The following is a 14820-nucleotide window of genomic DNA, read 5'->3' on the forward strand; positions in this document are numbered from 1 at the left end:
CAACGCCGGTCCATCGCGAAGTGTTCCCACGGTCTCGTCACAGCGTGTTTCCGGAGAACTAGAGTCGGCGCCATGGCCGGCACCTCCACTCCCGCGACCCAGGCGCTCACCAAGGGCAAGATCTCGCACCGCGTGCACAGCTACGAGCACGACTCCGCCAGTGCCTCCTACGGCGCCGAGGCGGTGGACGCGCTGGCCGGTCAGCTGGGCCTCGAGCCGGCACAGATCCTCAAGACGCTGGTGATCAAGACCTCCGACGGCAAGCTGGCGGTCGCCGTGCTGCCGGTCCCCGAGAAGCTCTCCCTCAAGGCCGCGGCGGCCGCGCTCGGGTCGAGCAAGGCGGTCATGGCCGAGCAGGCGGAGGCACAGCGGTCCACCGGATACGTGCTCGGCGGCATCTCCCCGCTCGGCCAGCGCAAGCGGCTGCCGACCGTGATCGACGCCTCCGCCGCGAACTGGGATCGGGTGCTGTGCAGCGCGGGCAGGCGCGGGCTGGAGATCGACCTGGCCCCGGCCGACCTGGTCCGGCTGACCGGCGCTGTGCTCGCCCCGATCACCGCTGGCTGACCCGAAAGTCTGTGCACGGGGAATTACCTTTCGGCCACGGACTGTTGCACAACACAACGACTTGTCTCCACGAACGACTTTTGTCATCGAAAAACGACTTTTGTCATCGAAAGAAGGCGGTACCACCGTGACGGTTCCACTCTCCATCCTCGATCTCGCCCACATCGGGGACGGGGAAACGGCCGCCGACAGCTTCCGGTCCAGCGTGCACATGGCGCAGTCCGCCGAGCGGTGGGGCTACCGGCGTATCTGGTACGCCGAGCACCACAACATGCCCTCCATCGCCTCCTCCGCCACCAGCGTGCTGATCGCGCACGTCGCGGCGCACACGCAGCGGATCCGTCTCGGCGCAGGCGGCATCATGCTGCCCAACCACGCGCCGCTGACGATCGCCGAACAGTTCGGCACCCTCGCCGAGCTGCACCCGGGCCGGATCGACCTCGGGCTCGGCCGCGCGCCGGGCAGCGACCAGAAGACCATGCGGGCGCTGCGCCGCGACCCCGCGTCCGCGGAATCGTTCCCGCAGGACGTGCTGGAGCTGCAGGGCTACCTGACCGGTCCGTCGCGCGTCCCGGGAATCGAGGCGACGCCCGGCAAGGGCACGAATGTGCCGCTGTACGTCCTCGGATCGTCCCTGTTCGGCGCCAAACTGGCCGCCGCGCTGGGACTTCCGTACGCCTTCGCATCGCACTTCGCACCGAATGCCCTGCTCGACGCCCTCGCGATCTACCGCCGCGAGTTCCGCCCCTCGGCCCAGCTCGCGCAGCCGTACGTGATCGCCGCCGTCAACGTCATCGCGGCGGACACCCAGGACGAGGCGGACCGGCTGTTCCTCGAGACCAAGCGCAAGCGGGTCGGGCTGTTCGTCGGCCGCGGCCGGACCTTCACCGCCGACGAGGCGGACATGATCCTCGAGTCCCCCGCGGGCCAGCAGGTGCTGCAGATGGTGCGGTACTCGGCCGTCGGCACGCCGACGGTGGTGCGCGAGTACCTGGACCGATTCGGAGCGGAGACCGCCGCCGACGAGCTGATGGTCGTCTCCTCGGCGACCGACCGCGCGGCCTGGCTGCGCTCGCTCGAGCTGGTGGCCGAGGTCAGCGACCTGCCCTCACAGCAGGGTGATCTGCTCGCCGACCGCTGAACCGGGCGCCCCGACCGGTGCGATCAGCTCCGGGCCGTCGTTGCGGACGCTGTTCACCCGGTCCGACACCCGCCGGATCTCGATGCCGGCCGCGACCGCCGCGTCGATCGGATCCAGCAGGTCGTCGGGTGCGGCCGCGTCGGGGTCGAGCCAGCGGTCCCACCGGTCGGGCGTGAGGATCAGCGGCATCCGGTCGTGGATCGACTGCAGCTCGCCGACCGAGTCGGTGGTGAGGATCGTGACGCTGAGCAGCGGCGCGGTGTCGGCCTCGCGGTCCCGCCACACCGACCACAGGCCTGCCGCGTAGAGCCGTGAGCCGTCCGCGGGGGTCATGAAGTACGGCACCTTCGCCGCCTTGCCCGTCGCCGCAGGCTCCGTCAGCCACTCGTACCAGCCGTCCATGGGCACCAGGGCGCGCTTGGTCTTGAGCGCGCTGCGGAAGGCAGGCTTGGTGGCGGCGGTGTCTGCACGCGCATTGAACAGTGGCGCCCCTTTGGCCGGCACGCCCGGCGCCGATGCCTTGGTCCAGGACGGGAGCAGACCCCACCGCATCCGCCGGATCCGGCGGGCGGGAATGTCGTCGGGGTGCTCGTGCGAGTGCCTGCTCACCACGGCGAGCACCGGATCGGTCGGCGCCACGTTGTAGTTCTCGGCCGGCTCCCTGGAGCCCCCTGGGCCGGACGTCTCGTCGAGCGCGTCCAACTCGACCGCAAGCAGCGCCGGGTCGACCGTCGTCGCGTATCTGCCGCACATACGACCATTGTGTCTCCCACCACCGACACTCTGGGAAGATGGTGCACGTGAGTCTGTGGAAGGCGCCCGTCGCCGCATCGCCCGTGCACGCGTCCGTGACCCTGCCCGGGTCCAAGTCGATCACCAACCGGGCGCTGATCCTGGCCGCGCTCGCCTCTGGCCCGTCGACGATCACCGGCGCACTCCGCAGTCGCGACACCGACCTGATGATCGACGCGCTGCGCACCCTCGGCGTGCGGATCGACGGCGACGCCACCACCCTGCGCGTGACCCCAGGCACCCTCGGATCGGCCGCGGTCGACTGCGGCCTGGCCGGCACCGTCATGCGGTTCCTGCCGCCGCTCGCGGCACTTTCCGACGGAACGGTCGAGTTCGACGGCGACGAGCAGGCCCGCACCCGGCCCCTGAACACGATTCTCGACGCGCTCCGCGGACTCGGCGTCGACATCGACGGCGACGGCCTGCCGTTCACCGTGAACGGGCACGGCAAGGTCTCGGGCGGCGTCGTGACCATCGACGCCTCGGGCTCGTCCCAGTTCGTCTCCGGACTCCTGCTCTCCGCCGCGCGTTTCGACGACGGCATCACCGTGCGACACGAGGGGCGCTCGGTGCCCTCGATGCCGCACATCGACATGACGGTGGAGATGCTGCGGGAGGCGGGCGTTCGGGTCCTGACCCCCGGCGACGGCGGCGATCCCGACACCTGGCGGGTGTCCCCCGGGACCGTGGACGCGGTCGACTGGGTGATCGAACCCGACCTGTCGAATGCCACCTCGTTCCTCGCGGCGGCCGCGGTGACCGGCGGCTCGGTCAGCGTGCCGCTGTGGCCCGCCCGCACCACACAGCCGGGCGACGCCATCCGCGGCATCCTCACCGAGATGGGTGCCGAAGTGTCGCTGGCGAATTCGACGCTGACGGTGCGCGGGCCGCGTAGCCTTCGTGGCATCGACGTGGACCTGCACGACATCGGCGAGCTGACCCCCACCGTCGCGGCCCTCGCGGCGCTGGCGGATGGGCCGTCCACGCTGCGCGGGATCGCCCACCTGCGCGGCCACGAGACCGACCGCCTCGCCGCCCTGCGCACCGAGATCAACAACCTCGGCGGCGCCGTCACCGAAACCGACGACGGTCTGCACATCGAGCCGCGAGCGCTGCACGGTGGCGCCTGGCACTCCTACGCCGACCACCGGATGGCGACCGCGGGCGCGATCCTCGGCCTGGTGGTGCCGGGCGTGGAGATCGAGGACATCGGCACAACGGCCAAGACCCTGCCCGGGTTCGAGGCGCTCTGGGAGACGATGCTGAAGCCGAACGGCGCCGACCAGACCGGAGCGCCCTCCTGAGTGCGCGCCGGTACGACGAGTCCGATGTCCGGGTCCGCCCGGGCAAGGGTTCGCGACCGCGCACCAAGACCAGGCCGGAACACAAGAGCGCCGAGACCGCGATGGTCGTCTCGGTCGATCGCGGCCGATGGGGCTGCGTGCTCGGCGACGATCCGGACCGCCTTGTGGTCGCCATGCGCGCCCGCGAGCTCGGCCGCACGCCCATCGTCGTCGGCGACCAGGTAGGCGTGGTCGGCGACGTCTCCGGCCGCACCGACACGCTGGCCCGCATCGTGCGCGTCGAGGAGCGCTCGACGGTGTTGCGGCGGACGGCCGACGATACCGACCCGTTCGAGCGGATCGTGGTGGCCAACGCCTCCCAGCTGCTGATCGTGGTCGCCCTCGCGGACCCGCCGCCCCGCACCGGATTCGTCGAGCGGGCGCTGGTCGCCGCCTACGTCGGCGGGTTGGCGCCGATCCTCTGCCTGACCAAGGGCGATCTGGCCGACCACGCGGAATTCGCCGCCGCCTTCGCCGACCTGGACGTGCCGGTGATACTGGCCGGCCAGGACGATCCGCTCGATCCGGTCCAGGAGGCGCTGGCCGGGAAGGTCACCGCGCTGATCGGCCACTCCGGCGTCGGGAAGTCGACGCTCGTCAATCGCCTTGTGCCCGATGCCGATCGGGCCACCGGCGTGGTCTCCGGCGTCGGCAAGGGACGGCACACCTCGACCCAGTCGGTTGCCCTGCCGCTACCCGACCTGACGGACAGTGGTCGTTCCGGTGGCTGGGTGATCGACACGCCCGGCATCCGGTCGTTCGGCCTTGCGCACATCTCGCCCGACGACGTCCTCGGGGCGTTCACCGACCTGGCCGCGGCCATCGAGGACTGCCCGCGCGGGTGCAGCCACCTCGGTCCGCCCGCCGACCCTGAGTGCGCGCTCGACCGCCTCGAGGGCGAGGCCGCGAGGCGGGTCGCCGCTGTGCGATTGCTGCTGGTGGCCCTCAACTCCAACGAGGCCTGGTAACGGTTTCGTCACCGAACAAGGTCACGGTCGGGTCAACTACGCCGTGAAATCCCATGTTTGTAGTAACCGTGTTTTTACACTGTTTGGGCTCGACCTGATTCGAATCAACTCATGGTCAAGACACACCGGGATCACCCGATCTCACCGTCACGACACAAGGAGTTTCAAATGGGTAGTGCACAATTGATCATCGACGCCGGATCGGCCATCTTCGGCGACATCCAGAGCATCTTCGGAACGTTGCTCGACACCGGCTCGGCATTGGTCGGGTCCTAGCAATGACAGTGACGTGAGTGCCCCGTCACGGCGGGGCACTCACGTCACCTTCCAGACTCGCTTCAGCGGGAGAACAGCCCCCGCACGCTCCGGCGCTTCTTTGCCTCGCGAATCGCCGTCCGCAACCCGCGATTGCGACCGGTGACCGGATCCACGGTCAGGACCGCCGCGGTCCCCTCCCACCTGCGCTCCGAGGCGGTCTCCGGCGCGTCGTCGGTGGTGTCGCGCAGGTACTTGTTCGGCAGCGACAGCTTGGCGATCGTGCGCCAGGCCTTCGCATACTGCACCAACAGCGGGCCGGTGGTGTACGGCAGGTCGTACTTGTCGCAGAGCGCCCGCACCCGCACCGAGATCTCGGCGTACCGGTTCGACGGTAGGTCCGGGAAGATGTGGTGCTCGATCTGGTAGCTGAGGTTGCCGGTCATGAAGTCCATCACCGGACCGCCGCTGATGTTGGCGCTGCCGAGCATCTGCCGCAGGTACCACTGGGCCTGGGTCTCGTTGTCGACGTCGTCCTTGGTGAACTTCTCGGCGCCGTCCGGGAAGTGCCCGCAGAAGATCACCGCGTTGGTCCACACGTTGCGGATCATGTTCGCGGTCAGGTTCGCGGTCATCGTCGACTTCCACGCCTTGCCGGTCATGGCCGGGAACAGGACGTAGTCCTTGACGAGCTGCTTGCCGACCTTCTCGCCGACCTCGCGCAGCTTGCGCCTGGTCTCCTCGCGGTCGTCGCGCCCCTTGGCGACCTTGCCGAGCTCGACGTGTTGCGCGGCGATGCCGAACTCGAAGAAAAGGGCGAGCAGGCTGTTGTACACGACGTTGCCTGCGTTGAACGGCTTCCAACGCTGGTCACGCGTGACTCGGAGCAGGCCGTATCCCACGTCGTCGTCCATGCCGAGGATGTTGGTGTACTTGTGATGCAGGTAGTTGTGCGTCTGCTTCCAGTGCGCGGAGGGCCCGACGACGTCCCACTCCCAGGTGCTCGAGTGCACCTCGGGATCGTTCATCCAGTCCCACTGGCCGTGCATGACGTTGTGGCCGAGCTCCATGTTCTCGATGATCTTCGCCGTGCCCAGCAGTCCGGCGCCCAGCAGCCACAACGGGCGCTTGCGGCTGCCGAAGAGGACGGCCCGACCCGCGACCTCGAGGCCACGCTGCAGGCGGATGGTGTTGCGCAGGTAGCGCGCGTCGCGCTCGCCGCGCGACGCCTCGATGTCACGACGGATGGCGTCCAGCTCGAAACCGAGCGCTTCCACATCCGCCTCGGTAAGGTGCGCGTATTCCTTGACGTCCGCAATCGCCATTCCGGCTCTCCCCGCAGTCGATCAGTTGCCTTGGTTCCGACCTACCGTACCGTAAGTTACGGCTCCGTAGGTTGCCAGAATCGAGGTGTGATCCAACTCACTGCGGGGGGCCGGAGCTGCCGCTAGCGACGACGCTCGCGGAGCTCACGCAGCGCCGACCGAAGGCCGCTGCGCCTGCCGCTGACCGGGTCGACCCGAAGCGGATTCAGCGAACCCACCGCGCGGAACTTGCGCTCCGAACTGGTCTCCGGCGCGTCGTCCGAGGTGGCGGTCAGGAACCGGTCAGGCAGGGCCAGCTTGTGAATCGTCCTGAGCGCCAACAGGTACTGGCGGGCCAGCGAGCCCGTCGTGTACGGCAGGTCGTACTTGTCGCACAGCGCCTGCACCCGGACCGACACCTCCCGGAGTCGGTTGCTCGGCAGATCCGGGAACAGGTGGTGCTCGATCTGGAAGCTGAGGTTGCCGCTCATGAACGCCATCACCCGGCCGGCCTTGAAGTTGGCGCTGCCGAGCATCTGCCGCAGGTACCACTCCGCCTTCGTCTCGTGGCGGTACTGCTCGACGGTGAACTTCTCTGCCCCGTCCGGGAAATGGCCACAGAAGATCACCGCGTACGCCCACAGATTCCTGGCGAGGTTGGCGGTCGCGTTCGCTGCCAGGGTGTGCTTCCACGCCGGACCGGTCAGCGCCGGAAACAACACGAAGTCCTTCGCGACCTGCTTGGCCGCCTTCGCGTAGAACTCACGATTCAACTGAGCGATGTTGGCGCCGCCGCGCTTCTCGTCCTCAGCCTTGGCATTGCCCAGGTCGTGCATCGCGATGCCCCACTCGAACGTGGTCGCGAGGAGTACGTTCGCCGCGGGCTGCAGCAGATTGATCGGTCGCCACTGCTCATCGCGGGTCATCCGGAGGATCCCGAATCCCACGTCGTCGTCCATCCCGACGATGTTGGTGTACGTGTGGTGCGAGTAGTTGTGCGCGCGCTTCCACTGCGAGGTCGGTCCGGTCATGTCCCACTCCCACGTGGTGGAGTGGATCTCCGGATCGTTCATCCAGTCCCACTGTCCGTGCACCACGTTGTGGCCGAGCTCCATGTTCTCGATGCACTTGGCGAGGGCGAGCATGGTGGTGCCCGCGAGCCAGGCCGGCCGGTACTTGCTGCCGAACAGGGTCAGCCGGCCACCGACCTCGAGGACCCGCTGGAGCCGGATGACGTTGCGGATGTACCGCGCATCGCGCTCACCGCGCGAATCCTCTATGTCGCGGCGGATCTCGTCGAGTTCGCGCCCGAGCGCCTCGATGTCGGCTTCGGTGAGGTGTGAGAATTCTTTGATGTCCGTGATGGCCATCAGGGCCCTCCGATGGGGATAGATAGATTGCCTGCGGAGGCCCCCGCGGCGTATCCGATACCGACAACGATAGCCGACATCCGTGAACTCGAGATGACGAAAGATCTAGAGGTCAAAGGTGCAGTCGCCTGCAGCCGAAGCGATACAGGTCTGCACCCGCTCCCCCTCGCCGTGCTCCCGTCCGGACCGCAGATCCCGGGTGTGGCCAGCGACGAGCGGGACCACACAGGTCTGGCAGATGCCCATCCGGCACCCGAACGGCATCTGGACCCCGACCTTCTCTCCGGCCTCGAGCAGCGTGGTCGCGCCGTCGATCTCGATGCTGCGGCCCGTCTTGGTGAAGGTCACCGTGCCGCCCTGCCCGGCGTCGTCCGCGCGCGAGATCGCGAACCGCTCTGTGTGCAGTCGGTCGGCGAGGCCCTCCTCCTGCCAGACGCGCTCGATCTCGTCGAGCATCGGCGTCGGCCCACACGCCCAGGTCTGCCGCTCACGCCAATCCGGGTACAGCGCGTCGAGATCCGCCAGCCGGAACCGGCCGCCGGTCCTGGTGTGCTGGACCTGGGAGACGAAATTGGGATGCGACTCGTGCAGCGCCGACAACTCCTCGCCGAACATCACGTCCTCGGCGGTCGGCGCGGAATGCACGTGCACCACGTCCGGCAGCTCGTCGCGGCGCACCATCGCGCGCAGCATCGCCATCACGGGGGTGATGCCGCTGCCCGCGGTGAGGAAGAGGATCTTCTCCGGCGGCGGCTCCGGCAGCGCGAAGTTGCCCTGCGGCGCGGCCAGCCGGATCACGGTCCCCGAGGGGACGCCGTTGATCAGGTGGCTGGACAGCTTGCCCTCCGGCATCGCCTTGACCGCGATCGAGATCCGCTTCTTCTCCCAGTTCGGCGGGGAGGTCAGCGAGTACGACCGCCAGTGGAATCGACCGTCCACGAGCAGCCCGATGCCGATGTACTGGCCCGGCTGGTAGTCGAAGTCGAAACCCCACCCGGGCTTGATCACGAGGGTTGCCGAGTCCGCGGTCTCCTTGCGGACCTCGATGACCCTGCCGCGCAGCTCGCGCGCCGACCACAGCGGGTTCGCCAGGTGCAGGAAGTCGTCCGGCAGCAGGGGTGTGGTCACCCGCGTCACCGCTCCGCGCAGCATGTTCAGCTTCGGCCGGCGGGGCGCCGAGATTTCGGCAGCAGGCGCCTCGAGCCAGTTCCTCAAACCCATCAACAATCCATCCACTCGCGTAGGTTACGGAACCGTAGGTTACCTACCCGTGTGCCCTGCTGTCACGCGGACCGTCACAACAGATCGAGTAAGAATGCGAGCTCCTGGGTGGCATACCAGGCCAACTCGTGATCCTCGGCGTCACCGAGCACGAACTCGGCGTCCGCATCACCGAGATCGGCCGCGTCGATCGCCAGGGCGGCCTTGGCGATCGCCGACTCCGCCTCCGCCAGATCGACGTGGACGGAGGCGACCTCGGCCAGGCTCACCGGCGCCGCCAACCGCACGACGGCGTCGTCGAGATCGGGCCGCAGCTTCGCCTCGTCCACGTCAGCGGCGATCACCGCACGGCGCTGGACGCTCGCCGTGCCCTCGTCATCCGCCTCGGCCGCCAGCAGTCGCAGCGAGGCACGTGCCGCCTCCGTCATCGCGACCTCGGCCAACTCCTCGTCGTCACCGGAGGCGTAGGCCTCGCGCAGCGCCGGGGTGACCGCGAACGCGGTGCGGCTCACCGGATCGAACTCCTGATCCGCGACCAACCTCTGCAACATCGCGATGGTCGCCGGGATGTAGACCCTCATGCGCAATCCTTATGTAGTGGCATCCAACAGCTCCTCGAGCGACTCGTACAGAAGCGCCGTCACCACATCCACATCGGACATCGCATCGCGGTCGGCATTCAAACCGTAGTAGACGTGGCCGTTGTATGACGTCAGGCCCACACTGAGCGTCTGATTCTTCAGCAACGGCGACACCGGGTACATCTCGAGGACCTTGGCCCCACCCAGATACAGCGGAGACTGCGGGCCGGGCGCATTGGTGATCATCAGGTTGAACACGCGTTGGGAGAGCCCGCTGGCCACCCGAAGGCCCATCGCGTGCAGGGTCGCCGGCGCGAGCCCCGACATCCGGGCCAGCGGCAGCGCGGCAGGCCGGTTCTGCTTCGCGTGCGCCTCGGTGGCGTGCGCGATGTGCGAGAGCCGCACCACCGGGTTCAACTCCCCCACCGGCAGGTCGACCAGGAACGAGGACACCCCGCGCTCGGCGACCCCGGAATCGACCGCCATCGGTACCAGCGCACGCACCGTGGTGAACGCGGTGACCGGCTCGCCGCGGGAGAGCAACCAGTTCCGCAGCGCCCCGGTCAGCACCGCCAGGATCGCGTCGTTGACCGTGCACGAGTACTTGTCACGGACGGCCCGGTAGTCCGCGAGGGGCGTCTTCGCGACCGCGAATCGCCGGTTCCTGGAGATCGGCGCGTTCAACGGGCTGGTCGGCGCCGTGTGCGCGGCCGTCCGGACCACCGCGGCGATGTTGCCGACCACCTCGGCCGCCGTCCCGATCAGGTCGCCGACCGCCATCCGGAGGGTAGCCGCGCCCTCGCTCGGGCGCGCGACCATCTCCGCGACGGCATCGAGCACCAGTTCCGCCTCGCGCGGTTCGCGGCGCGGCATCCACAGTTCCTCGGTCGGCGGCGGGGGTGTCTTCGTCGGGTCGAGCAGCACCTGACCGATCTCGAGCGCATGCTCGCCGTCCACCAGGGAGGAGTGCGACTTGGTGAAGATCGCCACCCGGTTCTTCGACAGCCCCTCCACGAGGTACATCTCCCACAGCGGCCGCGACCGGTCCAAGGGCCGCGAGGTCAGCCGCGCCACCAGGTCGTGCAGCTGCTCGTCGGACCCCGGCTTCGGCAGCGCCGAACGACGGACGTGATAGGTGATGTCGAAGTCCCGGTCGTCCACCCACACCGGCCGGGCGATGCCGAACGCCACCTCCCGCACCCGCTGCCGATAACGCGGCACCAGCGCGAGCCGGTTCTCGACGCGGGTCAGCAGATCCTCGTAGTCGAGACCCGAGCGCGGCGGCTGCAGGATCGACAGCGAGCCGAGATGCATCGGGGTGTTGCTCGCCTCGAGGAAATAGAACGACGCGTCGACGGTGGTCAACCTGTTCACCATTACGCCTGCACCCCCTGCCCGAGATCGAAGAGTATCCGCAGTTCCGTTGCTGTGGTCTCCGGATCCACATGATGTACCCCGACCATCCCGGACGCGGCGGCGCCGCGGACGTTGACAGCGAGATCGTCGACGAACACACAGTCCGCGGAGGCCAGTCCGAGACGATCCGCGGTCAGCCGATAGATCCGGGGGTCGGGCTTGGCCATCCCGACGTCACCGGAGAGCACCACCTCGTCGACCAGGACCCCGTCGCCGAGCGCGCGCAGGTCCGCGCCAGCCGGACCGCCGGGATCGTTGCTGAGAATGGCCGAGCGGACGCCGACCTCACGCAGTGCCCCGATGATCGCTGTCAGTCCCGCACGGTCCGAGCCCGGCCCGGCCAGCACGCCGCCGAAGTCCACCACCAACCCTCGCATCCGCCCACCCTATGGCTCCGGGGACATCCGCGCGCGATGAGGTTCGCGAGAACCCGCGCGCCGCTTCCTGATCCGTGCAATCCTTCAGACCGTCCGGCCTCTCCTCGGACTCGGCACCGCCGCGCGGCGACTCCTCACGAGCCGCCCCCGTCGAGACAGGAGACGTCCCTCATGCGTGACACCCACAGGTTCTTGACCCAGGCCCCGCGATGCGAACCACCCATCGCGGGCCGGACGGAGTCGCGCGCCACCGCGCACCGCGCTCCGGCCCGCTCGCCGCACAGCGGTCGATCACCCGTCAGCGGCCGCGGTCAGGCGGCGCGGCCACCGGCCGAGACCGTCGCGATCGACCCCGAGGCGCAACGGTTCGCCGAGCACGCGCTCCGGCTGACACTGGAGGTCGTTGACCGTCGGCGCCCGCCCGCACAGCTGCGGCCGTTGCTGGCGCCTGCGCTCGTCGGCCTCGTCGGGGCGTTGGCCCAGCGAGCCGTGCCCGCCCGAGGGCTGGGCGTCGCCTGCCTCGGCCGCGTGCACCTGCGACCGAGCGGCGCCGACTCCGTCGAGGTGTTCGGCAGCTACTCGCGCGGGCCGCGGATGTTCGCCGTCGCGGCCCGCCTCGAACGCACGCCAGCCGCCGGGAAAGCTCTCGGCGGCTGGCGTGTCACATCACTACAGGTCGGCTGAGGCCGGTCACTTCTTGCGCTTGGACCGTCCAGCCTGACGGCGCTCGCGCCGGGATCCCTCACCGGCACCGGCGGCGGTCCGGCGGACCTGAGCGTTGCCGTCCTCGGCGGGACCCGAGTAGGTCAGCCTGGTCTCCTCCGACGCGTCGAGTCCCTTGGCGCGCAGCGCGGCCGGGGCCGCGGGCGCCGCGGGGGCGGGCTCCTCGGTGGGCAGCACGGCGGGCGCCTGACGCGCCGCGGTTGCGGCGGCCGTCCAACCCGAATGCTCCGGTTCCGCCGCGGGCGCGGCCTCGACCTGCAGGTTGAACAGGAATCCGACCGACTCCTCCTTCAGCCCCTCGAGCATCGCGGTGAACATGTCGAAGCCCTCACGCTGGTACTCGACCAGCGGGTCACGCTGGGCCATCGCGCGCAGGCCGATGCCCTCCTTGAGGTAGTCCATCTCGTAGAGGTGCTCGCGCCACTTGCGGTCGAGCACCGACAGCAGCACGCGGCGCTCGAGTTCACGCATCCCGTTCTCGCCTGCGATCTCGTCGATCTGCTGCTCGCGCGCGTCGTAGGCCGCCCGGACGTCCGCCAGCAGCGCCTCGCGCAGTTCCTCACGGGTGAGATCGCCGCGCTCACCGATCTCGGTCTCGCCGGTCAGGTCCTTGTGGTCGATGCCGACCGGGTACAGCGTCTTGAGTGCGGTCCAGAGCTGCTCTAGGTCCCAGTCCTCCACGTAGCCCTCGGCCGTGGCGCCGTCGACGTAGGCGGTCACCACGTCGGTGATCATGCCCTCGACCTGGCCCTCCATGTCCTCGCCCTCGAGGATCTGGCGACGCTCGGCGTAGATGACCGTGCGCTGCTGGTTCATCACCTCGTCGTACTTGAGGACGTTCTTGCGGATCTCGAAGTTCTGCTGCTCGACCTGCGTCTGTGCGCTCTTGATGGCCTTGGAGACCATCTTCGCCTCGATCGGCACGTCGTCGGGCAGGTTGAGGCGCGTCATGATCGACTCCAGCGCCGCACCGTTGAACCGCCGCATCAACTCGTCGCCGAGCGAGAGGTAGAAGCGGGACTCGCCCGGGTCGCCCTGACGACCGGAACGGCCTCGGAGCTGGTTGTCGATACGGCGGGACTCGTGCCGCTCGGTGCCGAGCACGTACAGTCCGCCGGCCTCCCGCACGTCCTCAGCGTCAGCCTTGACCTGGGCCTTGACCTCCTCGAGCGCGGGCTCCCACGCGGCCTCGTACTCGTCGGGGGTCTCGACCGGGTCCAGCCCCTGCTTGCGCAGGTGCAGGTCGGCGAGGATGTCGGGGTTTCCGCCCAGCACGACGTCGGTGCCACGGCCTGCCATGTTGGTGGCCACGGTGACCGCACCGGTGCGGCCTGCCTCGGCGACGATGGTCGCCTCCTGCTCGTGGAACTTCGCGTTGAGGACGTTGTGCGCGACGCCCCGCTTGGTGAACTGCTTCGACAGGTACTCGGAGCGCTCGACGCTGGTGGTGCCGATGAGGACCGGCTGGCCCTTCTGGTGACGTTCGACGACGTCGTCGACGACGGCGGCGAACTTCGCCTCCTCGGTCTTGTAGATCAGGTCGCCCTGGTCGACGCGGACCATCGGACGGTTCGTCGGGATCGGGATCACGCCGAGTCCGTAGGTCTGGTGCAGCTCGGCGGCCTCCGTCTCGGCCGTACCGGTCATGCCCGAGAGCTTGTCGTACAGACGGAAGTAGTTCTGCAGGGTGATCGTGGCGAGGGTCTGGTTCTCGGCCTTGATCTCGACCTTTTCCTTGGCCTCGATGGCCTGGTGCATGCCCTCGTTGTAGCGGCGGCCGACCAGGATGCGTCCGGTGAACTCGTCGACGATGATGACCTCGCCGTCACGGACGATGTAGTCCTTGTCCTTCTGGTAGAGCTCCTTGGCCTTGACCGCGTTGTTCAGGTAGCTGACCAGCGGCGAGTTCGCGGCCTCGTAGAGGTTGTCGATGCCGAGCTGATCCTCGACGAGTTCGACGCCCGCCTCGTGCACGCCGACGGTGCGCTTCTTGATGTCGACCTCGTAGTGCACATCGCGCTTGAGCAGCGGTGCGATCCGCGCGAACTCGCCGTACCACTTCGAGGACGCGTCCGCGGGTCCCGAGATGATCAGCGGGGTACGCGCCTCGTCGATGAGGATCGAGTCGACCTCGTCGACGATGGCGAAGTTGTGCCCACGCTGCACGAGATCGTCGAGTGAGTGCGTCATGTTGTCGCGCAGGTAGTCGAAGCCGAACTCGTTGTTGGTGCCGTAGGTGATGTCGGCCGCATAGGCCGAGCGCCGCTCGGCCGGGGTCATCCCGGACAGGATCACGCTGGTGTCCAGGCCGAGGAAGCGGTGCACGCGGCCCATCCACTCGGAGTCACGCTTGGCCAGGTAGTCGTTGACCGTGACCACGTGCACGCCGTCGCCGGCGATCGCGTTGAGGTAGGCCGGGAGCACACAGGTCAGGGTCTTGCCCTCACCGGTCTTCATCTCGGCCACGTTCCCGAAGTGCAGCGCAGCGCCGCCCATGACCTGGACGGTGTAGTGCTTCTGGCCGAGCACCCGCCAGGAAGCCTCCCTTGCCACCGCGAACGCCTCTGGCAGCAGCTCGTCGAGGGACTCCCCTCGGGCGTACCGCTCCTTGAACTCCGCCGTCTTCGCGTGGAGTTCGGCGTCGGACAGGGCTTCCACGTCGGGCGAGAGGGTGGATACGTGCTCCGCGATGTGCTTGAGCCGCTTGACCATGCGACCTTCACCAACACGGAGCAGCTTCGTAAGCGACAACGACGGCACGG

The 14820-nt window shown here is 68.5% G+C and carries 13 protein-coding genes; 5 read left to right on the forward strand and 8 right to left on the reverse strand.

The annotated features are described in order from the left end of the window. Nucleotides 1–72: 72 nt before the first annotated feature. Nucleotides 73–567 (forward strand): Cys-tRNA(Pro) deacylase, encoded by a 495-nt coding sequence (gene ybaK, locus BR31_RS0105960; RefSeq protein ID WP_027500169.1) that lies wholly within the window; start codon nt 73–75, stop codon nt 565–567. A gap of 127 nt (nt 568–694) precedes the next feature. Next, nucleotides 695–1708: an LLM class flavin-dependent oxidoreductase gene (locus BR31_RS0105965; protein WP_027500170.1), complete on the forward strand. Its 1014-nt coding sequence runs from the start codon at nt 695–697 to the stop codon at nt 1706–1708. Here the strand turns inward: BR31_RS0105965 and BR31_RS0105970 are convergent. Beyond that, entirely contained in the window at nt 1676–2461 is a 786-nt protein-coding gene (locus BR31_RS0105970) for an SOS response-associated peptidase (RefSeq protein ID WP_027500171.1), read from the reverse strand. The genes BR31_RS0105965 and BR31_RS0105970 overlap by 33 nt on opposite strands. A 38-nt stretch (nt 2462–2499) precedes the next feature. On the opposite strand from BR31_RS0105970, the gene aroA reads away from it, so the two are divergent. After that, a complete protein-coding gene (gene aroA, locus BR31_RS0105975; protein ID WP_027500172.1) occupies nt 2500–3804 on the forward strand; it encodes a 3-phosphoshikimate 1-carboxyvinyltransferase in 1305 nt (434 codons plus the stop codon). 101 nt (nt 3805–3905) lie between these two features. Beyond that, entirely contained in the window at nt 3906–4811 is a 906-nt protein-coding gene (gene rsgA / locus BR31_RS0105980; RefSeq protein ID WP_027500173.1) for a ribosome small subunit-dependent GTPase A, read from the forward strand. A gap of 338 nt (nt 4812–5149) precedes the next feature. On the opposite strand, the gene BR31_RS0105990 is transcribed toward rsgA, so the two are convergent. The 6 genes from BR31_RS0105990 to BR31_RS0106015 all read right to left on the reverse strand — a co-directional run bounded on the left by BR31_RS0105990 (nt 5150) and on the right by BR31_RS0106015 (nt 11335). Beyond that, nucleotides 5150–6391 (reverse strand): fatty acid desaturase family protein, encoded by a 1242-nt coding sequence (locus BR31_RS0105990; RefSeq protein WP_027500174.1) that lies wholly within the window; start codon nt 6389–6391, stop codon nt 5150–5152. Between the two features lie 122 nt (nt 6392–6513). Then, nucleotides 6514–7740 (reverse strand): fatty acid desaturase family protein, encoded by a 1227-nt coding sequence (locus tag BR31_RS0105995; RefSeq protein ID WP_027500175.1) that lies wholly within the window; start codon nt 7738–7740, stop codon nt 6514–6516. Between the two features lie 105 nt (nt 7741–7845). Beyond that, a complete protein-coding gene (locus BR31_RS0106000; protein ID WP_027500176.1) occupies nt 7846–8961 on the reverse strand; it encodes a ferredoxin reductase in 1116 nt (371 codons plus the stop codon). 74 nt (nt 8962–9035) lie between these two features. Beyond that, a complete protein-coding gene (locus tag BR31_RS0106005) occupies nt 9036–9542 on the reverse strand; it encodes a DUF6912 family protein (protein ID WP_027500177.1) in 507 nt (168 codons plus the stop codon). A 9-nt stretch (nt 9543–9551) separates the two neighbouring features. After that, complete coding sequence (locus BR31_RS0106010) at nt 9552–10919, reverse strand: WS/DGAT/MGAT family O-acyltransferase (RefSeq protein WP_027500178.1); 1368 nt, start codon at nt 10917–10919, stop codon at nt 9552–9554. After that, nucleotides 10919–11335, reverse strand: a complete 417-nt coding sequence (locus BR31_RS0106015) for an HAD-IA family hydrolase (RefSeq protein ID WP_027500179.1) — start codon at nt 11333–11335, stop codon at nt 10919–10921. Before BR31_RS0106015 ends, BR31_RS0106010 begins: the two co-directional genes overlap by 1 nt. A gap of 171 nt (nt 11336–11506) precedes the next feature. On the opposite strand from BR31_RS0106015, the gene BR31_RS0106020 reads away from it, so the two are divergent. Further along, nucleotides 11507–12019, forward strand: a complete 513-nt coding sequence (locus tag BR31_RS0106020; protein ID WP_027500180.1) for an Rv3235 family protein — start codon at nt 11507–11509, stop codon at nt 12017–12019. Nucleotides 12020–12025: 6 nt separating this feature from the next. On the opposite strand, the gene secA is transcribed toward BR31_RS0106020, so the two are convergent. Further along, nucleotides 12026–14818: a preprotein translocase subunit SecA gene (gene secA, locus BR31_RS0106025; RefSeq protein WP_027500181.1), complete on the reverse strand. Its 2793-nt coding sequence runs from the start codon at nt 14816–14818 to the stop codon at nt 12026–12028. Between the last annotated feature and the right edge of the window lie 2 nt (nt 14819–14820).

This window comes from Rhodococcus sp. UNC363MFTsu5.1 (genome assembly GCF_000686785.1).
GTDB classification, from domain to species: domain Bacteria; phylum Actinomycetota; class Actinomycetes; order Mycobacteriales; family Mycobacteriaceae; genus Rhodococcus_G; species Rhodococcus_G maanshanensis.